Consider the following 25,287-nt stretch of genomic DNA (forward strand, 5'->3'; position numbering starts at 1 on the left):
CAACCCGATGGCTACCAGTCGTTGTGCTACCAGTACTTGGCCTCTGCCATCAGATGACGCCAGGCGAGCTTCACCTGCGGTTGGCAAAGGCCTGTCCGGCTGACCAGATACAGCATGTTCTTGGGCGAGATCACCGGATCGCAGAGGCGCACCAGCTGGTCCGACCGGATCGCTTCCGCCGCCAGATAGGTCGGCAGGACACTCATGCCGGCGCCGGCGATCACCGCGGCCAGCACCGCGTGCAGGTCGGGTACGACGATCGCCGGCCGCATCCGTGGCTGACGGTTGAAGGCAGTCGTCCAGTATCGCCCGATGATCGGCAGTCCTTCCCCGATGGACACCAGCGGCACCTGGTCCAGCGCGACTCCGCCGTCGGCGGTGACATCGGCGGGCAACTGAGCCGCCCAGTCCGCGCCGGCAACCAGGACGAACTCCTCCTCGAGGAGTTCCTCGACCGTGAGCCCGGGCTGGCGTGGCCGTGCCGTCGAGACCACCAGGTCATGACGGCCGGCGACCAGCCCCTCGATCAGCTGACCCGGCGGGCCGAAAGAGGTCCGCACCCGCAGCCCGCGCTCGATCAGGCAGGCCAGCGCCGGGATCACCTTCGCGGTGGTCAGGTCGGGCGGCCCACCGAACTGGAGCGTCTGATTGCCGGGGTCGGTCGCCAGCACCCGGTCGACCACCTCTTCGAGGGCGTCCAGATGCAGCCCCAGTTGGCCTGCCAGCTCGTCGGCCACACCGGTCGGCGTCACGCCGCCGGCGCGCCTGACGAACAGCTGCTTCCCGAGTTTCTCCTCCAGAGTCCTGACCTGGACCGTGACGGTCGGCTGTGACAGCCCGAGGTGCGCGGCCGCCTTGGTCAGCGAGCCGACCCGATGAACGGTGAGAAACGTCCGCAACAGATCCAGGTTCACGGCTGTTGCTGGCGTCGTACGGGAAGAGAGAGCGTGACGGCTACCAGCGCCAGGGCCGCGAGGATCACACCCGCCGTACGCAGCGAGGTGAGTGGGCCGAGCACCGCGACTCCCAGGGCGGCACCGGCCTGCCGGGAGGCGTTCAAAGCACCCTGCGCCGACGCGGCGTACTCCTTGGGCGCGGCCACCGACATGTCGGCCGTCGCCGCCGGGATCGCCGTAGTACTGGCAAGGACGAGCGCGATCTCCGCTACGACGATCCAGAGCAGCGAGGAGTGCACGCCGACCCCGGTCAGCAGCAGCCCGGCGAAGACGTCACAGGTGAGCCCGAAGATGATCAGCCGGCGGGCGCCGAAGGTGGCGATCAGCCTGCCGGTGACCATCGGCAGAACGCACATCGGCAACGTCATCGGTACGAACGCCAAGCCGGTGTCGAGGGCGCTGAATCCACGCTCCCGCTGGTACCAGAGGGTCAGCATGAAGAGCATCCCGTAGAACACCAGCGTGGCCGCGGTGGCAGCGATGATGTCCAGCCGCACCTGGGCGCGAGCCAGCAGCGCCGGTGGCAGCACCGGGTGCTCGGCCCGGCGTTCTACCTGGACCAGCGCGACCAGGGCCGCGGCCGAGAGGGCGAGGCTGATGAGCGGCGTCGCACGGACCCACCCGTTCGTACCGCCATCAATCAGCCCGAAGGTCAGACAGCCCAGCAGGACGATGGACAGCGTCACGCCGGGCCGGTCCAACGGCCGGATCGTCGGCGGTACGACGTTCGCCACGCCGAGCACCAGGACCAACGACAAAACGGCGATGGGCGGGTTGACCAGGAAGACCAGTCGCCAGCCGCCAAGGGTGACGAGCACTCCACCGAGTAGCGGACCGGCGAGCAGGCCGCTACTCGTGACGGCAGCCCAGGTGCCGATCATCTTCGCCCGGACGGCCGGCTCGGGGTACATGGCCACCAGCAGCGCAAGCGATGAGGGAACCATGCCGGCTGCCGCGATCCCGAGCAAGGCGCGGCCGCCGATCAGCAGGCCGATGTTCGGCGCGGCTGCGCAGAGCAAGGAGATGACGGCGAAGGCAATCAGCGAGTAACGGTAGAGCCGGCTGGCGCCGAAGCGGTCCGAGACCGCTCCGGATGCCAGCAGGACGCCCGCGAAGACCACCGTGTAGGCAACCGATGCCCAGGGCAACAACGCCCCGCCGACCTGGAGATCACGCTGGACGTCGGGCAGGGCGATATTGAGGATCGAGGTGTCGAGCAGCACCAGGAAGTTCCCGGCCGAGATGCCGAGGAACGTGATCAGGCGGCGTCGACCGACTGACCGGTCCGGGATCGTGACCGGTGACTGTGGCAGTGGCGAGGTCATCAGGCCCCGACCCCGCCCGGCAGAACCCCGGTCCGCGCCCACTCGGTCAGCGGGTCGACGGCGTCGGTGCCGACATACTCGATCCGGTTCCCGTAGGGATCCGGAGAGGTGATCATCGAGAACGGGGTGGAGCCCTCCTCCATCCGGAAGACGGCGTCGACCCCGGGACCGCTGGTGGTCAGCCAGTCCAACCGCGCGTCCATGTCCGGCTCCCAGTACGCGTGGTACAGGATCTGGCCGCACTTGTCGGCGGAGACGATGCCGTCGCCGTTCGCCTGGATCAACTCCAGGTACGGCGGCTCGGTGCGGGACAGCACCGCGGTGAGCTCGAAGGGGTGCGGGTCGGGGTCTTCCAGCCGCGGGATGCTGAACACGCCGGGCTCGGTGAACCGGAGGTCGAAGGTGTCCGCGTAGTACGCGATCGCCTTGTCCAGATCGGGAACGACGATGCCGGTGTGGAAGAAGCTGGCCTCGACCGTCGGTGCGAACCGGTCGCCGAACCGGACCACGGTCGGCGGTTCGACCAGGCAGTCGAGCAGTTCGGGGATGAAGTCGGCCAGATACTTGCTGGCGCCGTGCTGGGCGAAGGCGACCTCGTCGCGATACGTCTCGATGCAGAGGCGCCGGGTCGGGTCGGTGTCGTCGACCACGTAGTCGAAGCGGGTACAACCGGGTTCGTTCTGGGCGATGTTCTCCATCAGGCCGGCCATCAGCGCATCGAGGTTGGCCTCTTTGCCGGGCTGGACGCGCTGTTCGGCGGTAACGGTGATCATTGATCCATTCCCCTTGGTCGTCATGAACGGCGGGCGGGCGCCGCCGGGATGAAGGTCAGGTCGTGGTGCGAGTCGTGGCCGGTACGGCGAACGAGCGCCGGTCCCCGGCCCACGCCTCGGGCCGTACGGCCAGATCAAGGCGCTCCAGCTCGGCCGGGCCGAGCTGGATCTCCGCAGCGGCGGCGTTCTCCGCGATCCGGTCGAGTCGCCGGGTCCCGGGAATGGGAACGACGTCGTCTCCCTGGGCCAGCAGCCAGGCCAGCGCGAGCTGCCCCGGGGTGATCGACAGACTGTCGGCCACCGTGCGCAGGGCCTCGATCTGGCTCAGATTGCGGTCGAGGTTGGTGTCCTGGAAGCGTGGATCGGTACGGCGGAACTCGCTCGTGCCGATGGTGTCGCGATCCAGCGTGGCGGTGAGCAGGCCGCGCCCGAGGGGGCTGTAGGGCACCAGTCCGACGCCGAGTTCGCGCGCCGCCGGGATGATGTCGAGCTCGGGCTCGCGCCACAGCATCGACCACTCGAACTGGACCGCCGCGATCGGGTGGACGGCATCGGCGGCTTGGAGCTGCCCGGCGGTGACCTCGGAGACGCCGAGGTGGCGCACCTTGCCGTCATCGACCAGTTGAGCCATCGCTTGGACGGTTTCACCGATCGGCACGGCGGGGTCGACCCGGTGCAGGTAATACAGGTCGATGACGTCGACCCCGAGCCGCTTCAGCGACGCGTCGCAATAGCCGCTGACATGCTCGGGGCGGCCGTCCAGCGCGACCCCCTCTTCGGTCCGGACGATACCGAACTTCGTCGCCACCTGAACCTCACCGCGGTTGGCCAACTCGGCCAGGGCGCGGGAGACCAGCTGCTCGTTGTGCCCCTGGCCATAACTCATCGCCGTGTCCAGTAGGTTCATCCCCGACTCGACAGCCCGGTGCAAGGCTTTGATCGACTCCCCGTCGTCGGCCGGCCCGTAGCCCTGCGAGAAACCCATGCACCCCAATCCCAGTGCCGAGGCCGTGAATCCGGTACGTCCCAAGTGTCGTTGCCGCATGGGTCAACGGTGCTGGCCGCCAAGCCATAAGTCCAAGACAAGTTTGCGCTGGCATCTATCGCGATCGATGATGAATGGGTGGAGCTACGCCAGCTGATCTACTTCGATGCCGTTGTCCGTCATGGTGGCTTCACCCGCGCCGGCGAGAGTCTGCACATCGCCCAGCCCGCGATCTCCGCACAGATCCGGCGGCTCGAAACCGAGCTGGGGACCGTGCTGCTCCAGCGAAACACCCGCCGGGTCTCACTGACGCACGCGGGTGAACTGTTCTGGGCGCGCGCCCGACGGGCGCTCGACGAACTGGACGCTGCGCGCGCGGACCTCGACCAGCTGGCGTCGGTACTGCGCGGCCGGGTGCGGATCGGCGCTACCCAAGTACTGGGCACACTTCACCTGTCGGTGCAGCTGGCCGACTTTCGCCGGCGCTATCCCGGTCTCGGGCTCACGTTGCGTTCCGGGCTGATGGAGGTCCTGCTCGAGGCTCTCGACGGCGGTGAGCTCGATGTGGTGCTCGGCCCGATCCACGCCGACCTGTCGCCGCGGTACGTCGCACGGCCGCTTGTTGAGGAAGGGCTGGTCCTGGTCAGTCCTCCTGGGCACCGGTTGAGCGATCATTCGGGCAGCCTCGCGGCCGCGCGCGACGAGAGCTTCGTCTGCTTGCCGGCCGGGAGTGGGCTGCACGAGATCCTCACCAAGGCCGCGGCCGCCGCGGGCTTCGTGCCCCGGATCGAGTTCGAGACCTACAGCCCGGCCAGCATCCGTGAGCTCGTCGCAGCCGGTCTGGGCGTCGCCCTGGTCGCCGGGTCGGCGGCGCGCGCCCCTGGACCGCCGGTCGAGATCTATCCGCTCCCCCACTTGAGCCACCCGGCCATCGGCCTGATCATCCTCGACGAGCGGCCGCTCACACCGGCGGCAGGCGCGTTTCGCGACTTCTTGAGCCGGTCGGTGTCCAGTACGGCCGACCCGATCGAGTGAAAACGCCGCGAGGCCGACCAATTCGTCATGCACCTCGGGACCGGGAATCCGACGTGTGCGAGGCACCCGAGCGATGATTCAGATTGCGGCGGAGTTGGCGCATCTGCGTCGTGCTCTCGCAGTCGGCTTCGCGGAGGAGACTGACTGATCAATTGGCCGAGTCACTGCAACGGGAACGGCGGCTGCCACCACCACGGCCGGGTATCGACGACCACGCGGTCTAACCACTTGACCCACCAGAAGCCCCGTCGACCCGGCGCGACGAGCCGTGCCGGCGCACCATGCCCGACCGACAGCGGCCGGTCGCCGACATGCGTCGCGACGAGCAGGAACGGTACGTCCCGCAACGGCAGGCGACGCGCGTACCCGGTAACCGAGACCACGACGACGCTGCGTGCGTCCGGCGGCAGCGATGCCGGCAGCAACCGGTCGAGCCGCACCCCGCGCCAGCGCTGGTCGGCGTACCAGCCGCCGGTGCAGTCGAGCACCGCCCGCATTTCGTCGGTGGCCATGGCCAGCAACGCGTCCTGGTCGAGCTCGGCCACCTGTCGCCCCGCCACCCCGACACGCAGCCGCCAGGTGGCAACGTCGACCCTGGGCACAGCATCCAAGGCCCACTGCGTGACCGGCATCGCCTCCGGACGATCCGAGCCGACCTCGAACGAGCCGGTCACCCGGCGGTCCTGCCCCGGTAGCGAGAGCCCACGGGCGACACCTTCCACCGCGACGTACGCCGCGGCCGCACCTCCGCCGAGCCAGAGCGCGCGGAGCAGGGTGCGGCGGGACAGGTCAGTACGCCGCGGCAGCTGCGGGTGCCGCAGTACGTGCAGTACAGCGAACGGCACCGCAAGCATCGCGGCACCCACGTGCACCTGCATCGGGGTGAGACCTGCGTAGGACCGGAAGCCGCCGAGGACGTGCACGACGCCCGCGAGAAGCGATACGGCGACGAGAACCCCAAGGACCAGGCCGGCAGCCGCATGCCAGGACGCCGACCGGAACGCCCTGCTCCGCCGCACAATCAGCGACTTCCACGGGACGAGCAGCACCAGTGCCAGGCTCGCCGCGCCGTGCAGCACCGTGACGATCCACCCGGGCGTCGCAGTACCCGTGCCGAACGCGGCCCAGCCGGTGGCGAACGCGAGCACGAGCAGCACCAGCAGGGCGACGTTGGTACGGCGCCCGGCACGTCGACGGACCCGACCTTCCCGGCCCATACCTCAAGTGTGCAGCGTCGGCTCCGGTGGGCCTCGCGCAGGACGGGCCAGCCCACGGTAGGTGATCCTCGCCTGGCTCGACGACCACCGCGGCAGGAACGCTGTCCCCGACGACCGCACTCCGCGAACGGTTGCCGACACGACACCGTGACCCGTCGATAGACCAGTCGGCCGGCGAAGGCCGTCGCGGGTTCAGTGAGGCTAGTTGATTGAACTCTTCAGCGCGCCGGTTGGCGGTGTGGTGTGGTGGCTGGAGAGGTAACACCGGCCGGTGATCGCGTTGTATGCGAAGCGCCCGCCTCACAATGTAGGTTCGGCATGGCGCGGGCCTGGGTTAATCTGCGGCAATGGCGCAGGGGGATATTGACAAGATCGCTAAGGAAACCGGCTTCTCCGGTGTGGTCTGGATCGATCGGGCCGGCCAGATCGAGTTCGCGAAGGCGTACGGGCTGGCGAACCGCACCTACCACGTTCCCAACTCCCTGGACACCAGATTCGGCATCGCCAGCGGCAGCAAGGGGTTCACCGCTTTGGCCGTGGTCTCGCTGGTGCGTGACGGTGTGCTGGAGCTGAGCACCACCGCCCGATCCCTGCTCGGCAAGGATCTACCCCTGATCGCGGACGACGTGACCGTCGAACATCTCCTCACCCACACCTCTGGCATCGGTGACTACCTGGACGAAGAGGCCGACACCGAGATCACCGACTACTTCATCGGCGCTGCGCACGAGCTGACTACCACCGAGGCTTTCCTGCCCCTGCTGGACGGGCATCCCACCAAGTTCCGGGCCGGTGAGCGGTTCGGCTACTGCAACGGTGGTTTCGTGGTCCTCGCCCTGCTGGCGGAGCGGGCCAGCGGCGTCGGATACCACGACCTGGTCCGGGAACGGGTGCTCCGCCCCGCCGGCATGACCAGAACCGACTTCCTCCGCTCCGACGAGCTACCCGCTGACGCGGCCGTTGGTTACCTGCCCTTGAACGGGGTGGACCGCTCCAACATCTTCCACCTGCCGGTGCTGGCCGGCGGCGATGGCGGCATCCACACCACCGCCGCCGACCTCTCCACCTTCTGGCGCGCGCTTTTCGCCGGCGACATAGTGGATTCCGTCGAAGAAGTCGTACGGCCACGCTGCGACGTACCCGAGGAATCCAGGCGCTACGGCCTCGGCTTCTGGCTGCACGAGAGCACCGACACGGCCATCCTGGTCGGGTACGACGCCGGCGCGTCGTTCAAGTCCACGCACGACCCACACACCGGCACCACCTCCACCGTGCTTTCCAACACCTCCCCCGGCGCCTGGCCCATCGCCCGCGCCTTCACACCTTGAGGACCAACATGTCGTACTGGCGCCGGTGCTGTCCTGGATGACCGATGCCCGAATGTCAGTTGCCGAGCCGAACGCGTAGCGGCTGAATCGCCTGGTGGGCTCTGATCGTTGGCATGGGGCAGGTACTGGCACGAGCGATCTGGACCAACGACCTCGCCTTCGTCCCGTTTGCCAGTGCCCCGCGGCATCACCGCCCTCGAACTCGATGCCTGGGGCAAGATCGAGAGATTCACCGCCGTGGAACGGCGCCCTTGCCGACACCGCGATGCTCACCACACTCGCGCGGAACGCAATCGAACATGACCCTCAAACCGTACCCCCGCCGCCCGACGGAGCAGAGCAGTCCTCACTCCCCCCAAGGCCATTGCCCTCGGCAACCTCACACCCCGGGAAGTCGAAGTCCTCGCCCTCATCGCCAAGGACTGTCCAACCCCGAGATCGCCACTCGCTCGACGGTCAGGCGACGAAAACGTCAAGACCCACATCAGCCACCTGCTCGCCAAACTCCGCTACGCGACCGCACCCAAGCCGTCATCGCCGCCTACGAATCCGGCCTCGTCACCCCCGGTACTCCGCGCCCCTGACGGCGCGGTCAGGCACCGACCTGCACGACCCGGACGAAGGTGGTTGCGTCGGTTGGTGCCGCGGACAGCGCCGTTGCCTTCGAGGTTCACACCTGGACCACTCGCCGACACCAATTCGCGGCGCGGTGCCGCCGGACGGTCAGCTCACCCTCGACACCCTTTCAGCGCTGCTCCGGGGCTCGTTGGCAACGCGCCGCTCACTCGGCTGCAGCGCGGATCCTTCGGACCAATCAGCGCGGCGGATGGGCTCCCTAGGCGCCGGCCCTGACATCCGAAGGTGACGGTGTCCTGACTGTCCGATTTTCTGGCGGCACCCACGCTCTGGGGCCTTCCCCACGCGCCGGGCAGAGGTCAGGATGCAGAGGAGGAGCGGAGGTCTGGTTGCGATGGCCAGCTTGGCGAGCTTTACGACTCTGTACGTGACCGCAATCCGGGTAGACGGGCCAAATGACCTCAAGAACATCGCCGCCCTTCGGTTGGATGGCGAGCTTCTAGGCACAGAAGAGTCGTCTGTCGCCGATTTCATAGCCTGGCTGGACCGCGGCCACGGGCGAGCGTTCGTCCGGCAACCCGACGGAGGCCGTGGTCCCCGTGTCCACGTCGAGTACGACGGCGAGCGGCGCTACGTGAGCAGTCGCAGCGAGGACTGGGACCAGGAAGATGCGCTGCTGCGCCTGCCACGATGGGAGCCTGGAAGGGCAGCCGCAAAGCACACCAGCCGGACCCAATCACGCGCACACCGTTGGGACAAGTGGCCAAGCAGTAGCCGCGTCTCGAGGGTGGCCAAGTAACGCTCGGCGCCCAGGGCGGCCGCACAGCCCATGCGGCAGCGTTGATCATCTGCTGGCAGGTGTGGTCCATCAGGTCGCCGGCCGCGGACATGCCCCGCAGGTCTCGGAGCTGACTTCGACGACCAAAACATCGCCCTCCTCGCCCAGGCGCAGCTGCCCCTCGGCAGCTCTCCGGTCACGAGGTTCACCTGAGCCCCTCTCCCAGGCTCAGACGTCGAGCTTGAGACGTGTGGTTAGTGTGCGTGTCCCCCCTCGGACACACAACTCATCCACGGGGTCGACCGCAGCCTCTACACTGCTCCGCGTGGCAGTGCGTCATAACAGCCGAAGCGACACGTAGCTCGCAGGGCCACGAGGCACCGGCCTCCGAGATCAACCGAAGGCCGGTGTCGCGGGGGAAGTGAGGCCGTGTGTCAGATCGGCAGGGGATCGTAGTTGGCGCCGAAGGGGGCGTCCGGCCTTGCGAACTCTCCCAGCAGTGCGCGCCTCAGGGGCGTGGTGCGCTCGAGGAACTCGGGGTCGTTGCTGAAACGGTCGGCCGTGCGGACCCACGGTGGGCTGTAGACGTAGTGCGTTGTATAGCGGTCGTAGTCGCCATCGTGGCGGAAGGTTCGATGCCAGACGCCGTTGTGGAACACCAGAGCAGCCCCGGCCTCGGCGCACACGACATGGCCGATCGCGATGTCGTCGTTGGGCTCACGGATTGCATCGGGTAGACCGACCCGCGAGCGGTGGCTGCCGGGAATCAGCTCCATGTTGCCCATGCCGGGCACCGTCTGATCGGTGAGCAGATACGACACGCGGAGCTGAAGCAAGGGAACCGGGTATCCCAGGTCCTTGAAGTCGAAGGCGGACGATCCGTCCTGGTGCCAACGGCCGTTCCCCGCGTGCGCCGGCTGCATCGTGTTCCAGCCGGCCTGCAGCACGAACCGGTCGCCGAGCAGACCCTGCACCTTCGGAAGGACGTCAGGATGATCTATGAGCCGCTCGAGAACCGGCTCGCTCTCGTAGGTCCGGCCGATCTGCCCGAACTCGCGGTCGCGGTTCTGGTGCAGACGCCGCGAAACATCGTAAGCCTCGGCGGCCTCGTCCTTGGTCAAGACGTTGGGAATCATGAAGTAGCCCCACGACTCGAAGATGAAGCGGTCAGTCTCGGTCAGCTGACCTTTGTCGACGACGGGATCGAGCATCACTGTGTCCTCTTCTTCATGGTGTTGGAACGGCTTCTCCGATCTGGCATCTCCAGCGACCAGGGGGTCGGATCACCAGATTGGCTGGTGGTCAGCGCAACAGCCACCATCTCCAGGCAACCCGCGGATGGTGGCTGTCAGTGCTCGCCGAGGTCCTCAGATCCTCAGCGCACGCGACCATCGCCGGAAACGGGGCAACGCGATGGTGTCCTGAGGTCCCGCAAGAACCGCGTGCAAGTGCGAGCGGAGCTCGTGGCAGTCCGCCGGCTCGCGGCTCGCCAGGCCGCGCAGTACGTCGATGGTTGCGGTCACGATCCAATTCTGACGCCAGTCGTATACCGATAAACATCCAACTCACCCAGATTGGCACCCAACTCAGAACTCGCCAGCCCGCCTGCTAGGTCCCGCGGAGCATCACGAGCCGACCACGGGACTCGCGTAACGGTCTGTACTGCTGCCGGTGTATCTCCTGTAGGCCGGGTCAATGCATCCCGGCCGGAGCCTGGGACCGGGACACTCAACGAGCGCGTCGTCTACCACGCGAAGGCGGGCCCGATCCCGTCCTGCGTCGCGGAGCCCGCAGTTCCCAGCCGCAAGCGTCGTACGCCACTCCGGGCTGTGCCCTCCACGGCGATGATCGTCGTGGAGGCCCAGCTCATGCCGGATCGGCCGGTCATCCCACGCTTGAACTGTGATCAAGATGCGGATCGTTCACGGGCACATGGGATGGCGCGTGTCCATCCAGGTCAGTGCTGTGGGAAGCAGGCGGCGACGGCCAAGCCATCCACGAAGTCGTTCATCTCGTGGCCGGAGTGGCCCTTCACCCACTGGAAGGCGACATCCCCGCGCTTGATCACCAACTCCACCAGGGGCTCCCAGAGGTCCCTGTTGGCCACCGGCTTCTTTGCTGAGGTGAGCCAGCCTCGCTCGAGCCAACCTGTATGCCACCTGTCGCGGAAGCAGTTGACGACGTACGTCGAATCCGACACGACCAGCAGCGGACCGTCGTTCGCCCGCACGGCCTCGAGGGCGGCACGGATCTCCATCCGCTGGTTCGTGGAGGCAGCCTCGTGACCAGCGGCATACTCGGTCCTCGACAGGGCCCAGGCCCAGCCACCAGGTCCAGGGTTGCGCGAGCAGGCACCGTCGGTGAACACCGTGCGCGCGCCGACGGGGACTGTCATGTCGGCCGGACGAGGACGGCGGGCGCGGGCTGGAGGCATCAGAGCGAAACACTACTACGCCGGCGCATCCCGACAAGCAGAGCCCTGAAGGCGGCGTACCGCGCCGGACGCTGAAACAGATGGTTCAGCGTCCGGCGGGCGGCCGGGTCGTGCCGCCTTGTGTTTGCGGCCGGCGGGCCGCTCGCGCGGGGAATCAGTTGCCATCAGCAAGCGCACGATCCGCGCTCGGGCTCAGCGCGAGGCAGATCAGTGCAATGCGACCGTGAGCAGTAGGACTGACGATTCCAAGGCTTCGACGTCGTGGCGCTGCGGCGGCACCGCGACCAGATCACCTGGACCGAGCTCGACCTCCGCGTCACCCGCACGCACCCGGACACGGCCACGTAGGCAGAGCAGCGAGGCATCCCCGGGACTCTTGTGCTCTCCCATCACCCGACCTTCGGCAAGCGCCATGAGCGTCTGCCGGAGACGGGCACCGGGCCGGCCGTAGACCGTGACCGAGCTGCGCCCACTCTCGGCCGAAGCTGCCTTCGCAAGCCGCTCAACAGCCAAATCGTCGATCGACGAGACATCCATCCGTCGATGATCGCACGGCGAGAGCCTGGACGGCGATGCTCAAGGTCACGGCCGGCGAGCGCGGGTCACAGACGCTCGCCGGATGCGGCCCTGAACAACCTCACCCTCGCCCATCGCGCCCACGGAGAGCTGGAAACCGCGCTCGAACTGGCCAACACCGCGCTCGCCCACGGATCGGGACGAGACGTCCCACCCCGATGTGCAACACAGGGCGCTGGGCCTATGCCCGCCGATGTGAAGACGCGGAACGGAAGGCAGGCACGGGCGCCGAGCCTGTGGTGTGGGACGAGGCCGGCGCCGATACAGCGACCGCTCCCGCCGGGACTGCCGGTCCTGCCCCTGGTGCGCGGCCCCTGGCGCGCGGCGAACGTTGCGCATGGCAACCGACTCGACGCGTCGGCCGGTGCCGGTGCCGAAACCATCAAGGAATGGACCGATCGGTCGCCAGGCGGCTGAGCGTAAACTCCATCCGGGCGGCAAGAGCATGGGCGTCGAGGGACGCCGGGTCGGTGGCCAGACCGATGCCGAGCGATCCGGCCCAGCTCAGCGCGCCCAACGCGAGCGGGGCTCCCGGTGCGAGGGGCAGGATCGGGTACACCCGAGCGATGCGGACCCCAGCCATCGACAAGGGCACTGGCGAGCCGCGCATGTTCGAGACGATCGCGTGCAGGAAATGGCGGCCGTACACAGTTCTCGCGAACCACGCGGCCGCGGGCTCGGGCAGGGCGCGCAAACCCTTCGCCGTCACGAACCGCGACGCCACGACCCGGCTCGGAGTACGCGCGCGAGCAGTACGGCGACCGACTTCGGCGATCAGTCCCTCGATCGGGCGGCCATCGATCGGCACGTCGACCATCACCGCCGCGGTGCCGTTGGTCTCGGCGGCGGTGCCAGGGCCGCGCACCGTCTGCGGAACCGCGACCCGCAGCCGGCCTCCGAGCCGGATGCTGAGTTCAGGATGGGTATCCGCTACTGCCTCGGCGACGAGGGCGAGAACGACATCGGTCACCCGCACCTGCCGGGTGGAGGCAGCCCGGCAGACGGCGGCAAGATCGAGGCCAGCGGTGGCGAAGTCGCGCCGTGTCGACGTGGCCAACTGCCCGCCCGCTCCCCCGTCGGCGGCCAATTGCGCGAGTCCTACGATCGTTGCCGCGGTCAACCGAACGTGTCCTCGCGCAGGAGCCGGCGGGCTCGGAAGTTCGATCCGGGGACGGAGTAGGTTCAGCGCCTGCAGCACCGCACCGTTTCCATCAGCAACGGCATGGTGCAGGAGAAGAATCATCGCCGTCCGGCCAACGCGGCCGGGTGAGGGGTGAGTCGAGGACTGCTCCGACCCGGCATCGCGCACTATCACGATCTGCCACAGCGGCCGGTCTCGAGGCATCGGGGTCTCGGCAAGCTCGGCGACGATCCGCCGCAGGCCGTCCTGGCCGTCGGGACAGCGGCGCACGCTGATGTGCGACGTCCAGTCGATAACGGGAACGTCGACCCAGCGGGCTCGGTGCCAGCGTGTCGCCGGCTCCAGCCGTTGGCGGAAGCGCGGCAGCCTCTCGAGCTCGTGCCGGACGACATCGCGCACACGCTCGACGGACAGGGCCGCCTCGTCGCTGGTCGGCTCGAACATCACCAGACCGCCCAGGTGCTGCGCCGCGCCGACGGTCTCGACGTGAAGGAAGAACGCGTCGCATGACGGCACGACCAGCCCAGGATGCGAGGTGCGATCGCCGGCCCGCCCCGCGGCAACGGCTGCGCGGGTCAAAGGACGACTGAGCCAGTTGGCGCTCGTGGTTCCTCCAGCGGGGTGCGGTCTCTATTCTCGCCCCGGACGGCCCGGACAGCGCCGCTGATGTCAGGCCGGAACCCACCTCCGCGAGGTCAGTTCGCAAGTTCTGGGTACCGGCGATCACGACCAGTCACTTCAGTCGGGCGAGAAGGGCGACACCGATGGCGATCAACGCAGTGCTGGCAGTGATACCGGTCGCGGAATTCGACACGGCATGCCGGCATCGTTCAGGTCTTCCACGATCGAGGCAACGCGAGCAGCCAACGGCTCGTCACCTGCACCGACCCCGGGGGAAGCCAACTCGGCCTCCTCGAGACCACCTGACCCCCCAAGATCTGGCTGCCTGCATTTGCGTTCTCCGCAGAGAGATGAGCGGACTAATGTGGGCCGATGGACCAGCAGACCGCTCAGGACTGGCTCGACCAGTACGTCGAGGCGTGGATGTCCTACGATCCGGCCGACATTTCGAGGCTGTTCAGCGAGAACGTCGCGTACCGCTACCACCCGTATGACGAGCCGATCTCCGGTCGGGACGCCGTCGTCGCATCCTGGCTCGGACAGAGCGCGTCGGGCGACGCCTCCACCCGCGACGCGCCCGGCACCTACGAGGCCGAGTACGCTCCGGTCGCTGTCGACGGTGACACCGTGGTGGCCACCGGCACTTCGCGGTACCGCGAAGTGCCTGACGGACCCATCGTCCGCACCTACGTGAACTGCTTCATCATGCGCTTCGACGGCGAAGGACGCTGCCGTGAGTTCACCGAGTACTACCTCCGCCGCCCCTGAACCGCCCTGCTATGTCACCTCGCGCCTGAGCTCCGACCGGCGACCACAAGCCCGAACTCAGCCTGATGTTCCGGATGGCGGGGTCGGTGATTTCATGGTTGCGTGGAGCACGATCAGGAAGAGCTCCTCGAAGTGGGGAGCGCTTCGAGACGTGGGCGTCGACGGGCCGGGTGGGTTCTGGTGCTGGTGGTGCTGCTGGGCCTGATTGTTCTGCGTGCCTCGACTGATCGTCCGCGGCAGCAGGCGGTGCCGAGTCCCACTCCGTCCGAGCTGATCAGCACGGTCCCGGACGGGCCGACGGCGACGGCGTGGCCCACGGCGCCTGGCGCGTGTGGGGTGGACACGCTGTTGCCTGTCGTGTCGAGTGCGCCGCCCGCGGAGCACACCGGGATCCAGGTCCTGGTCGGCGGAGACCGGGTGCGACTCGTTGACTTCGACAGCGGCCATGCGACGACCTTGCCTGGGGCTGTCGTCCGTCCGGGCGAGTACGCCGCTGTGCTGGCCGGTGATCCGATCACGGCGTACGCGACCACCGGGTCCTGCAACGAGACAGCTCCCGAGGCGATGTTGCGCGTCGGCGTCGATCACCGGGTGAGTGTCACCCGCCCACTCGGTCCCACCGAGTGGGCGCTGACCGACGGCATTCGCGTCTGGATCGCTTCCTTCGCCAGCGACATCGACTCCCCCTACGAGACGATCACTCCAGTCACCGGCGGGCAGCGGGTGCGGCTGCCGCACGGCTTCTCCGCATCCGCGATCGTGGGCGACACGATCGTCGGGCAGCTGCAGCCCGATCCGGGAATCTCACCGACCTGGCTCGCGCTCGTCGATGCACGTACCGGTCAGTTGCAGGCCAAGCTCGACCAACAAGTGGCCCCGCTCGCCGCCGGCGCCGGCCAAGTCTTCTGGACCAGCGGCTGTGACGACGACGCGTCAACGTGCACGCTGCACCGCCGGGAGATCGCTGGCCGAGAGACCCTCAGATCCCCACTTCCAGGCCCCGCGTGCTGCGGTGTCGTCAGCCCTGACGGCACCAAAGTTGTCTTCCTGATCGAACGAGCATCGACAGACGAACAGTTCGACGGCCATCCGCTCCCGCCCATGGACATCGCGATCATGCGACTCGACACCGGCCGGCTGGACGTCGTGCCAGGGATCGAACTGCCCACCAAGTCGCAACCCGGGCTGGCCTTCGCCGGCCGTGATGGCTGGTTGGTGATCGCACTCGACGCGGGCTCCCGCACCCGCCTCCTCGCCTGGCGGCCCGGACTACGGCAGCCGTACGAGACAACTGCACTTCCGGGCCTCGTCCACGACCCACCGACGCTCGTTGTCACCAGCCACTGACCACCTCGTTCTCGTTGCTGCCGGCAACCAGAGGGTCAGGGTGATGCGGGCGCTACCTCGAAGTGGGCGACTGTGGTCTCACGGTCGAGGAGGTAGTCGTCGTCTTCTGGGTAGTACTTGGCGTGGTTGATGTCGTCGCCGGCGAAGGCGCGGATGTGGTCGAGGTCGGTCCACCAGCTCAGGGTGATGATCTCGGTCCGGCCGTCGCCGAGGTCGCGGGTGAGCAGCTGGGCACCCTCGTTTCCCGGAGTACGGCGATAGCCCGCCATGCCCGTGCGCTCCACGATCTCGACGTACTCGGCCGCCTTCTCGGTCCGCACCCATCCTCGCCACATCCGCGCAATCATGCAGCCACCGTAGCCGGACGCTCACTGACTGCGGAGGCGATGTCGAAATGAGTCTTCTTCGTTTACCGTGGCGGTGGGGGTGGTGGCGTGGGGGCGGACCAGTTGCGGATCAGTCTGCTCGGGGAGTTCACGGCGTCGTACGGCGGTGCCGTGCTGGAACTGGGTGGGCGGCGGCAGCGCGCCGTACTCGCTGTGCTGGTGCTTGCACGCGGCGAAGTCGTTCCGGCTGAGCGGCTCGCTGACGCGGTGTGGGGAGAGCATGCGCCTGGCAACACCGCCGGCGCTCTGCAGTCCTATGTCTCGCACTTGCGCCGCAGCTTGCAGCCCGGAGCACCGGCTCGCGCGCGGTCCGCGGTCGTCGTCCGCGAGGGTCCTGGATATGCCGTACGACTGCCTCCTGACGCGGTCGATGCCTGGCGGTTCGAGACGCTGCTGCAGAAGACCACGACCAGCCCGGCGGAAACTGAGGCCGTGCTGCGAGAGGCGCTCGCGCTGTGGCGCGGTCCGGCGCTGGTCGAGTACGCCGACGAGCCCTGGGCCGGGGCCGAGATCGCCCGGCTGACCGAGCTGCGAGCCGTGGGCCGGGAACGGCTGCTCGCCGCTCGTCTCGATCTCGGGGAGGCGGCACTCGTCGCTGCCGAACTCGAGGGGATGGTCGCCGAGGAGCCGTTGCGGGAGGAGCGGTGGCGGCTGCTCGCGCTCGGGTTGTACCGCGCCCATCGGCAGGCCGACGCGCTGGCCGCGCTGCGGCGTGCCCGCGAGACCCTGGCCGACGAGCTCGGCGTCGACCCCGGTCCGGCGCTGCGCGAACTGGAGGCGCAGGTACTCGCGCAGTCGCCCGAACTGGTTCCCGCGAAGCAACCGCGGGAGGAGAAGGGGCCGACAACGGCCGCGAACCACAACGGTCTCGTCGACCGGGACCGCGAGCTCGCGGCACTCCGTTCGATGCTGGACGGTCTCGCGGGCGGGCAGCCCGGCCTGCTGTTGGTCGAGGGGCCGGCCGGGATCGGTAAGACGCGGCTGCTGGCGGAGGCGCGCAGGCTCGCGGCCGAGCGATCTGTGCGGGTGCTGTCGGCCCGCGGGAGCTCGCTGGAGAGCGCCTTCGCGTTCGGCGTCGTACGCCAACTGTTCGAGGCGGAGGTCGGGCGGAGCGACGAGCTGTTGCGTGGTGCCGCGGCAGGAGCCGGGGCCGTGTTCGACATCGCTGACGGCGGTCGGGCCGAAGGCTTCGCCGTACTGCACGGCTTGTACTGGCTGGCGGTCAACCTCTCGGCCGAGGGACCACTGGTGCTCGCCGTCGACGATGCGCAGTGGTGTGACGGCGCCTCGCTGCGCTTCCTGGCATACCTGGTACGACGGCTCGCCGCCGTACCCGTGCTGGTACTGGCAACCCTGCGCACAGGCGAGCAAAACGAACACGAGGACCTGATTGCGGAGCTGGCGCTCGAACCCGAGGCGCTCGTCGTACGTCCGGCACCGCTGTCCGTGGAGGCGACCGCCGAACTGGTGGAGCGACGGCTCGGCGTACGACCCGCACCCTTGTTCGTGACCGCCTGCGAGCGGACGACCGCCGGCAACCCGTTCCTGCTCTGCCAACTGCTCCAGGCTCTTGCCGCCGACGGCGTCCGGCCGGATGCCTCGCACGCGGACCGGGTCGTGGCCGTCGGATCGCGGGCAGTCTCGAGCCGGGTGCTGCTGCAGCTGCGCAGACTGCCACCCGAGGTCGTGGTCGTCGCCAGAGCCGCCTCCGTACTCGGCGATGGTGCCACCCTGCCGGCGGTTGCGGCATTGGCCGGGATCCCGGAAGACCGGACCGCGGAGGCGCTGGCCGCACTCGCGCGTACCGAGATCGTGAGGGACGAGCAACCAGTGGCGTTCGTGCACCCGCTCGTACGAGACGCGGTGTACCACGCGCTGCCGGCCGCCGAGCGGGGCCTCTGCCACGAGCGGGCCGCGTCGGTCCTCAAGGAGGCACGGACGAGTGACGAACTGATCGCGGCACACGTACTGCTGGCGCCGCCCAGAGGTGACGAGAACGTCGTGACCCTGCTCCGTACGGCGGCACGCGGGGCGGCCGAGCGCGGAGCGTCGGAGAGCGCGGTGACCTACCTCCGCAGGGCACTCACCGAGTCGCCGACCGGCTCGTGGCGAAGCGACGTCGTGCTCGAGCTCGGGATGCGAGAAGCGCCGGTGGACGGAGCGGCCGCCGTCGAGCATCTGGTGCAGGCCTACCGACTGCACGACGACCCGCGCGTCCGCAGCGAGATTGCCATCGCGGCCGCCTCAACCCAGGTGTTCGCGAGTCCGCCAGGAGTCGCGACGGCCTTCGCCCGGGAAGCCGCCGCGGCGCTCCCTGACGGACTGGCCGACCAGCGCCAGGCGCTCATCGCCATCCAGCGCATCAGTGGGTTCATGCACAGCATCGGCGACGGCTGGCAGGCACCCGCCCAGGAGCCCGAAGGGCAGGGGCCAGGATCGCGGATGCTGGCCGCCACGGTCGCATTGGAAGCGGTTCTGGCCGGCAGCGACCGGGAGCGGGCCATCGCGATGGCCCGTTTCGCGCTCGACGGCGACCACCTGATCGCCGTCGACGACGGGCTGTTCTGGGTCAATGCCGCCGCGGTCCGGATCCTGTCCGACGACGACATCGGCGACTTCTGGAGCCGGGCTCGCGCCGCCAGCCACGCGCGGGGATCGCTGTTCGCGACCTTGTCCACCAGCCTCTGGGAGGGGTTCTGGCAGTGGCGGCGCGGTGAGCTCGAAGCGGCCCTGGCGTCCTTGGCGGCCGCCCTCGACCAGGATCGCCTCTGGGGAGGTACGCGGGTGGGCGAGCCTTTCGCCCGCGCCTTCCAGATCGGCTGTGAGCTCGATCGGGGCGACCTCGCCGCGGCCCGCCGGGCGGCCGACGCCTTCGCCGATGGTGCGGCGTTCGGCGAGGGAGGTCGCGTCTACCAGCAGGCCGTGGCGCGGCTGCTCGTCGCCGAGGGTCGCTGCGACGAGGCGCTTGTCGTGCTCGGCAGTCCGCAGCCGACCGAGAACGGGATCGCCATCGTCAATCCGGCCTGGAACCCGTGGCGGTCGATCAAGGCCGCAGCGTTGTACGGGCTCGGCCGTACGTCGGAGGCCATCGAGACAGCCGAGGAGGAGTTGGTTCTGCTCCGGGTCTGGGGCGCGCCGAGCTTCCTCGGCAGGACACTGTGCATGCTGGGCGAGTTCCGGGGCCGCGCCGGCCTCGACGACCTCGTGGAGGCGGTGGACCTGCTTTCGTCGACGCCCGCGGCGGTCGACCTCGCCCGCGCGCAGTGCGCGCTCGGCAGCCACCCGGACGTGGCGGACGATGATGCGATCACGCTGCTGGAAGCAGCAAGCCGGTTGGCGGAAGAGCGAAGCGCCGGTCAAGTTCGCGAGCGCGCGCTCGCTGAGCTCGCACGGCGCGGCCGCCGGATCGACCCAGGCTTCAGTGGCTCAGGAATTTCTCAAGTCAGGGCAGGGACGATGACGTACGACCAGAGCGGGAGGCTCCAGTGACGGTGCAGCAGGGTCTCCAGGCCGCGAGCCTCCGAGGGCTCTGCGGCGGCGCCGTGCAGCTTCCCGGCGACCCGGCGTACGACATGGCGCGCGCACCGTGGAATCTGGTGGTCTCCGACTATCCCGCGGCCGTTGCCTATCCCGCGATCCCCGAGGAGGTCGCCGAGGTCGTCCGCGCCGCCGAAGCCGCCGGCCTCTCGGTTGCGCCGCAGGGCACCGGCCACGGCGCTCCGGCGCTAGGCGGCAGGCTGGCCGACGCGGTACTGCTGCGCACGTCCGCGATGACTGAGTTGAGCATCGACCCCGCGACCCGGATCGCCCGCGTCGGCGCCGGCGTGTTGTGGGGTGATGTGGCGGAGGCGGCCGGGAGGTACGGGCTGGCAACGCTCCATCCGTCCTCCCCCGACGTCGGCGTGGTCGGCTATTCGCTCGGTGGCGGGATCGGTTGGTACGCCCGGCGACTCGGTCTGCAATGCAACTCGGTCACCGCAGTCGAGATCGTCCTTGCCGACGGCACCTTCGTACGGGCTGCTGCCGGCAGTGACTCCGAGCTGTTCTGGGCCCTCCGTGGTGGCGGTACGCCGCTCGGGGTCGTCTGTGCGCTCGAGTTCGAACTCCAGCCGATCCAGACTGCCGTCGCCGGGTTCCTCGCGTGGGACGGGACGGCCGTCGACCAGGTGCTGCCCGGGTGGGTCGAGTGGTGCGCGGACGCACCCGAGGACGTGACGTCGTCGTTCCGCTTGGTCGACGTACCCGATCGTGGGTCTATGCCGGCCGAGGTCCGTGGCCGCCGCATGGCCATCATCGACGGCGCCGTACTGGGCGACGACGCTTTCGCTGACGCCGTACTGGCGCCGTTGCGCGCACTCGCTCCGGAGATGGACACCACCGGCCGGGTCCCGGCCGCCGACCTGGTCAGGCTGCACCTCGAGCCGGAAGAGCCGACCCCCGCGTACGCGAGCAGCGCGCTGGTGGCCGAGCTTCCCGACGCGGCGATCGCCGCCGTCATCGAGGCTGCCGGGCCGCGCTCCGGCACGAGCCTCACGATCGTCGAGTTGCGCCAGCTCGGCGGCGCGCTGTCCCGGCCGGACCCGGACGGCGGCATCCTGTCGCACCTCGATGGCGCCTTCCTCGCACTAGGTGTCGGGCTGGGGCTCGAACCTGAGGAATGGCCGCGGCAGCGCGACGACGCAGCGCGGTTCCTGGCGGCGGTCGGGCCGTGGTCGACCGGAGGCAGCTATCTCCCGATGCTCGACGACAGCAGCGATACGCGTAAAGCATTCCCGCCGGACGTCCACACCCGGCTGACCGCGATCCGTCGCAGGGTGGATCCGGGCGGGCTGTTCATGGCACCGCATCAGACTTGAGCCGGTCTCTCAAGTCGGTCACAAGCAATCGTCAAGCGCTCCGGGACACCGTCGATCTGTCATCACAGCAACGACAGACCGAACAGGAGAAAGTTCGATGACGATCGCTCTTGACCGCGCCACCACGCGGCAGCACGCCTCCCTCGAGGAGCTTCGCAGTCGCCTGACCGGCGAGGTCCACACGCCCGACGACGAGCAGTACGCCGGGCTGTCCACGCCGTGGCTCCTCGCCGTACCCATGCAGCCGACCGCGGTTGTCGCCGTACGCACGGCCGAGGACGTGGTCGCCACCGTCCGCTTCGCCCGCGAGCACGGCTACACCGTTGGCGTCCAGGCCACCGGCCACGGGGCCAACAGCTCGTACGCCGGACATCTTCTCGTGGTGACCAAGGGCCTGGACGAGGTCACGGTTCACCCCGAGGGTTGGGCTCGGGTCGGAGCCGGCGTCAAGTGGCTCCCGGTGATCCGAGCGGCCGCGCGGTACGGGCTGGCCCCGCTCAACGGGTCCACCAGCGACGTCGGCGTGGTCGGGTACACCACCGGTGGTGGCGTCGGCCCGATGGCCCGCACTTACGGTCTCGCCGCGGACAAGGTGCGCGCGTTCGAGGTCGTCACGGGTGACGGCGAGTTCCGTCGCGTCACCCCGACCGAGCACCCCGATCTGTTCTTCGCGCTGCGGGGCGGTAAGGGCGCGACCGGGATCGTGACGGCGGTGGAGTTCGACCTGGTTCACCTACCGACCTTCTACGGCGGCGCGGTGTACTTCGACGGTGCCGACGCGGAGCGCGTCATCGACCGATGGCGTCAGTGGTCGGCGTCGCTTCCCGAGCAGGCGACGACGTCGTTCGTGCTCTTCCAGCTCCCCGACGCCCCCGGCATTCCGCCCGCCCTGGCGGGCCGGATGACTCTTGGCGTCCGGTTCGTCTGGACTGGGGCCGCGGACGAGGGCCGCGAGCTGCTGGACCAGATCCGCGCCGTCGCTCCGGTGATCCTCGACGACGCTGACGAGAAGCCCTACCTGGCCGTCGACTCGGTGCACGCCGATCCGGTCGACCCGATGCCCGTCGTCGACCCGGCCATGCTGCTCACCGAGTTCACCGATGAGACCGCGAAGCGGCTGCTCGACGTGGCCGGTTACGGGTCGGGGTCACCACAGCTGATGGTCGAGATCCGCCAACTGGGCGGCGCCTACGCCCGGTCGCCCGAACACCCGGACGCCTTCTCCCACCGCGCCGCGGGCTTCAGCGTTCTCGCCGTCGGCATCGCGGAGGACCCCCGCGTCCTACCGCACTGGGACCACCTCTCCGCGGAGCTGTCCGAGTGGGACACCGGCGGCGTCTGGCCGAACTTCGGACCTCCCCACGACGCCCAGACGGCACACCGCGCGTACGACGAGCAGACGCTTCGCCGCATCGTCGAGGTGAGCCAAAAGTACGACCCGGACGGTGTCCTGCAGATCGGCGAGTACGCCCGCGCTGTCGCCGGCTGACATTCGCAAAGCACAAAGCCCGCGCGGCGGAGCCCACCCTCCGCCGCGCGCGCACGCCCGGTCGGGCAGTTTTCCACAGGCTGCGAAGTCGCCCGTTTTCGGCGTGTGAAAGCCCATATGTTCTTGGGCAAGGAGGTGCTCGATGAGTGCTGGCAAGGATCGACAGCGTGGCCGGAATGGCTGTGACGGCGGCCGACGGCGCAAGGACGAGGATGGGAATCGGCAGCACCCGGCCCTGGTGCCGCTGACGGTGACCCAGGCGAACCGGCTGGTGCGTCTGGCCGAGAACGCGGTCGCGGAACGCGGGTTACCAATGCGGTACGACGGAGAAGCGGCGCTGGTGCCGATCGAAGCCGACGGTGATCCTGCGAAGGACGGGATGTTCGCGGGTCTGGCGAATCTCGCCCGCACCGTCGCCGGGTTGCCACGACAGCAGTGGCGCTCCGCGGTGGCGGCGCACTTCGATCAGATGGTCCCCGAGGGCGGACCACCGACGATTCCGGACGACCTGGAGGGCGAGCTCTACCTTCGTCTGGTGCGTGCGTCCACAATCGAGCCCAGCTGGGTCGAGCGTGTGCCTGAGTTCGTGCCAGGTGTGCTCACCGCACCCGCGAGCTACGCCGGGCGCGCCGTCGCGATGCATTTCGACATCGACAGCCTCGGGGTGCCCTGGGAGGAAGCCGCCCGAATCGGCCTGGCGAACCTACGCCGTCTCAAGGACGAGGTCGAGCACGTGGTACTTCAGGGTGCCGAGATCGCCATGATCACCGGCGGGATGTTCACCGCCTCCCGGGCACTCGTCCTCGACACCGTGCTGCGCGAATCGCTCCGGGTTGAGAATCCCCGATTCGGTTGCCTTGTAGCCATGCCGGCACGAGACATGCTGCTCGTGCATGTGTTGCGAGATCAGACCGTGGTCAATGCCGTCGACGTGCTCGTCAGACTCACGACCTGCTTCTTCGCCGACTCGCCAGGCCCCGTCAGCCCACACGTCTACTACGTGACGGGCAACGAGTGGCAGCAGGTGACCGACTACTCGACCGGCGCCGTCCACCTCCAGACCGCCGGCCGCCTCTCGGAAGCCCTGCAGCGCCTCGACACCGACGCGAACGCTCGCTGGCGTCCCACATGATCGGCCCGACCTCCAGACCAAGCCACTCGTGGCCATCGAACGACAGGTCCAGCCCAGCCGGCAACCCGGCACAACCCCGTACGGCGTTGGCGTTGCTACCAGCCTCCGACGGTTGCCATTGATCTAGCCGCGGTTCGTTGTGCCGTAGCGCGGGCCGTCGTACAGGAGCGTGGCGATCCGCACCGCATCAGCCGGGCTCCCGAGCGTACGCCAGCCCGGCCGGACACCCCTTCTGTCTCCGCTCGGCCTGACTTCCGGGTCGACGCGTCGGCGATATGTTGCCGATGGCAACAGTTTCCCGAGAAGCCGAGTACGAGCAGGTGCCGCGGTCAGCCCCCGTTGAGGTGCTCGTCGGGACGGATCGCACAGCGACGCTCCATATCCGAACTGTCACGATTCGGTGACAGAGGCATCATCCCATGGCGTCCACAGTGCGAGATACATAAGGTTCCGGGAACCCGGACGGCCGGGTGGACTGCTGGGGCTGCTATCACCACAAGGACGGGTGACAGGCAATGACGCTGGGGGTATCCGAGGCGCAGTCTCCGGAAGATGGCCTGCCGGCTGACTATCTGGCCGAGACAATCGAGGCCAAGCAGATCGAGGGCCGGTCGCTCGGCCAGATCGCCTGGGCACGGCTGCGCAAGGACAAGGTCGCGATCGCGAGCGCGATCGTGATCCTGCTGATCATCGCGGTGGCGCTCCTCGCGCCCCTGATCGTCAAGCTGAACGGATTCCCGCCGGACCAGTTCAACAAGCTCGACGCGAACGGGAACCCGCTGCTGAACACGCGGGACGGCGGCATCCCGATCGGCGGGTTGTGGGGCAGCGGCACCAGCTCCGAGCACTGGCTCGGCGTGGAGCCGCAGAACGGCCGGGACGTCTTCTCCCGGCTGGTTTACGGTACCCGCGTCTCGCTGCTGGTCGCGCTCGGCGGCACGATCATCGCGGTGGTGCTCGGCACCGTGATCGGGATGGTGTCCGGGTACGTCGGCGGCTGGGTCGACACGCTACTCAGCCGGCTGATGGACATCATGCTGAGCTTTCCCTCCCTGCTGTTCGTGATGGCTCTGACGCCGGTGATCGCCTCGCGAGGCCAGGACCTGTTCGGCATACCGGACGACAACAAGCTGCGGATGGGCGTGCTGATGTTCGTGCTCGGCTTCTTCGGCTGGGCCTATCTGGCCCGGATCGTCCGGGGCCAGACTCTGTCGCTGCGCGAGCGGGAGTTCATCGAGGCGGCTCGATCGCTCGGCGCGGGGCCGGTCTACGTGATCTTCCGGCAGCTCCTGCCCAACCTGCTGCCGACTCTGCTCGTCTACACGACGCTGCTGATCCCGAGTTACATCACCGCGGAGGCCGCACTGTCGTTCCTGGGCGTCGGAATCAAGGAACCCACCTCGTCGTGGGGCCGGATGATCGCCGACGCGTCGAACTGGATCGAGAGCAATCCGCTGTACCTGTTCTTCCCGGGGATGGCGCTGTTCATCACTGTGCTGGCCTTCAATCTGCTCGGCGACTCGGTCCGCGACGCTCTCGACCCGCGCGCCGGAAGGGGCTGACC

The 25,287-nt window shown here is 68.5% G+C and carries 20 protein-coding genes; 9 read left to right on the plus strand and 11 right to left on the minus strand.

Going from position 1 to position 25,287, the window contains the following annotated elements; translation table 11 throughout:
• Positions 1–26: 26 nt before the first annotated feature.
• Genes AB0E63_RS03715 through AB0E63_RS03730 form a run of 4 tightly spaced genes read right to left on the minus strand, consistent with a single transcriptional unit; the run spans position 27 to position 4,099 of the window.
• Positions 27–914, minus strand: coding sequence for a LysR family transcriptional regulator (locus AB0E63_RS03715; protein WP_360360811.1), 888 nt, complete (start codon positions 912–914; stop codon positions 27–29).
• Positions 911–2,281 carry an MFS transporter gene (locus AB0E63_RS03720; RefSeq protein ID WP_360360814.1) on the minus strand — a complete coding sequence of 457 codons (1,371 nt, stop codon included), beginning with the start codon at positions 2,279–2,281 and terminating at the stop codon, positions 911–913. The genes AB0E63_RS03715 and AB0E63_RS03720 overlap by 4 nt, the downstream gene beginning before the upstream one ends.
• On the minus strand, positions 2,281–3,054 hold the full coding sequence (locus tag AB0E63_RS03725; RefSeq protein ID WP_360360816.1) for a VOC family protein: 774 nt from the start codon (positions 3,052–3,054) through the stop codon (positions 2,281–2,283). Before AB0E63_RS03725 ends, AB0E63_RS03720 begins: the two co-directional genes overlap by 1 nt.
• Before the next feature lie 55 nt (positions 3,055–3,109).
• The gene (locus tag AB0E63_RS03730) at positions 3,110–4,099 is read right to left on the minus strand and encodes an aldo/keto reductase (RefSeq protein WP_360360819.1); all 990 of its coding nucleotides are present in this window, start codon (positions 4,097–4,099) and stop codon (positions 3,110–3,112) included.
• Positions 4,100–4,177: 78 nt separating this feature from the next.
• Here AB0E63_RS03730 and AB0E63_RS03735 point away from each other — a divergent pair, with 78 nt between their 5' ends.
• Positions 4,178–5,074: a LysR family transcriptional regulator gene (locus tag AB0E63_RS03735; protein WP_360360822.1), complete on the plus strand. Its 897-nt coding sequence runs from the start codon at positions 4,178–4,180 to the stop codon at positions 5,072–5,074.
• Between the two features lie 161 nt (positions 5,075–5,235).
• Here AB0E63_RS03735 and AB0E63_RS03740 read toward each other — a convergent pair whose 3' ends face one another.
• Positions 5,236–6,291 (minus strand): molybdopterin-dependent oxidoreductase, encoded by a 1,056-nt coding sequence (locus tag AB0E63_RS03740; RefSeq protein WP_360360825.1) that lies wholly within the window; start codon positions 6,289–6,291, stop codon positions 5,236–5,238.
• 347 nt (positions 6,292–6,638) lie between these two features.
• Here AB0E63_RS03740 and AB0E63_RS03745 point away from each other — a divergent pair, with 347 nt between their 5' ends.
• Entirely contained in the window at positions 6,639–7,619 is a 981-nt protein-coding gene (locus tag AB0E63_RS03745) for a serine hydrolase domain-containing protein (protein ID WP_360360828.1), read from the plus strand.
• A 1,788-nt stretch (positions 7,620–9,407) separates the two neighbouring features.
• On the opposite strand, the gene AB0E63_RS03750 is transcribed toward AB0E63_RS03745, so the two are convergent.
• The 5 genes from AB0E63_RS03750 to AB0E63_RS03770 form a co-directional block, all read right to left on the minus strand.
• A complete protein-coding gene (locus AB0E63_RS03750; RefSeq protein WP_360360831.1) occupies positions 9,408–10,184 on the minus strand; it encodes a phytanoyl-CoA dioxygenase family protein in 777 nt (258 codons plus the stop codon).
• Positions 10,185–10,340: 156 nt separating this feature from the next.
• On the minus strand, positions 10,341–10,496 hold the full coding sequence (locus AB0E63_RS03755) for a hypothetical protein (protein WP_360360834.1): 156 nt from the start codon (positions 10,494–10,496) through the stop codon (positions 10,341–10,343).
• Positions 10,497–10,930: 434 nt separating this feature from the next.
• Positions 10,931–11,368, minus strand: coding sequence for a ribonuclease H (locus AB0E63_RS03760; protein WP_360360837.1), 438 nt, complete (start codon positions 11,366–11,368; stop codon positions 10,931–10,933).
• 246 nt (positions 11,369–11,614) lie between these two features.
• Entirely contained in the window at positions 11,615–11,944 is a 330-nt protein-coding gene (locus AB0E63_RS03765) for a cupin domain-containing protein (RefSeq protein WP_360360840.1), read from the minus strand.
• 421 nt (positions 11,945–12,365) lie between these two features.
• Entirely contained in the window at positions 12,366–13,703 is a 1,338-nt protein-coding gene (locus AB0E63_RS03770; protein WP_360360843.1) for a wax ester/triacylglycerol synthase domain-containing protein, read from the minus strand.
• Between the two features lie 414 nt (positions 13,704–14,117).
• On the opposite strand from AB0E63_RS03770, the gene AB0E63_RS03775 reads away from it, so the two are divergent.
• Both AB0E63_RS03775 and AB0E63_RS03780 read left to right on the plus strand, forming a co-directional pair.
• Entirely contained in the window at positions 14,118–14,513 is a 396-nt protein-coding gene (locus tag AB0E63_RS03775) for a nuclear transport factor 2 family protein (protein WP_360360846.1), read from the plus strand.
• 102 nt (positions 14,514–14,615) lie between these two features.
• Positions 14,616–15,860 (plus strand): hypothetical protein, encoded by a 1,245-nt coding sequence (locus tag AB0E63_RS03780; RefSeq protein ID WP_360360849.1) that lies wholly within the window; start codon positions 14,616–14,618, stop codon positions 15,858–15,860.
• Positions 15,861–15,895: 35 nt separating this feature from the next.
• On the opposite strand, the gene AB0E63_RS03785 is transcribed toward AB0E63_RS03780, so the two are convergent.
• Positions 15,896–16,207: an antibiotic biosynthesis monooxygenase gene (locus AB0E63_RS03785; RefSeq protein ID WP_360360852.1), complete on the minus strand. Its 312-nt coding sequence runs from the start codon at positions 16,205–16,207 to the stop codon at positions 15,896–15,898.
• 87 nt (positions 16,208–16,294) lie between these two features.
• Here AB0E63_RS03785 and AB0E63_RS03790 point away from each other — a divergent pair, with 87 nt between their 5' ends.
• The 5 genes from AB0E63_RS03790 (at position 16,295) to AB0E63_RS03810 (ending at position 25,285) form a co-directional block, all read left to right on the plus strand.
• Positions 16,295–19,735 carry a BTAD domain-containing putative transcriptional regulator gene (locus AB0E63_RS03790; RefSeq protein ID WP_360360854.1) on the plus strand — a complete coding sequence of 1,147 codons (3,441 nt, stop codon included), beginning with the start codon at positions 16,295–16,297 and terminating at the stop codon, positions 19,733–19,735.
• The gene (locus tag AB0E63_RS03795) at positions 19,732–21,102 is read left to right on the plus strand and encodes an FAD-binding oxidoreductase (protein ID WP_360360857.1); all 1,371 of its coding nucleotides are present in this window, start codon (positions 19,732–19,734) and stop codon (positions 21,100–21,102) included. Before AB0E63_RS03790 ends, AB0E63_RS03795 begins: the two co-directional genes overlap by 4 nt.
• Before the next feature lie 97 nt (positions 21,103–21,199).
• Positions 21,200–22,591 carry an FAD-binding oxidoreductase gene (locus tag AB0E63_RS03800; protein WP_360360860.1) on the plus strand — a complete coding sequence of 464 codons (1,392 nt, stop codon included), beginning with the start codon at positions 21,200–21,202 and terminating at the stop codon, positions 22,589–22,591.
• 142 nt (positions 22,592–22,733) lie between these two features.
• Positions 22,734–23,723 (plus strand): hypothetical protein, encoded by a 990-nt coding sequence (locus AB0E63_RS03805; RefSeq protein WP_360360863.1) that lies wholly within the window; start codon positions 22,734–22,736, stop codon positions 23,721–23,723.
• Between the two features lie 515 nt (positions 23,724–24,238).
• Complete coding sequence (locus AB0E63_RS03810; RefSeq protein ID WP_360360866.1) at positions 24,239–25,285, plus strand: ABC transporter permease; 1,047 nt, start codon at positions 24,239–24,241, stop codon at positions 25,283–25,285.
• Positions 25,286–25,287: the final 2 nt, after the last annotated feature.

This window comes from Kribbella sp. NPDC026596 (assembly GCF_040638415.1).
GTDB lineage: Bacteria > Actinomycetota > Actinomycetes > Propionibacteriales > Kribbellaceae > Kribbella.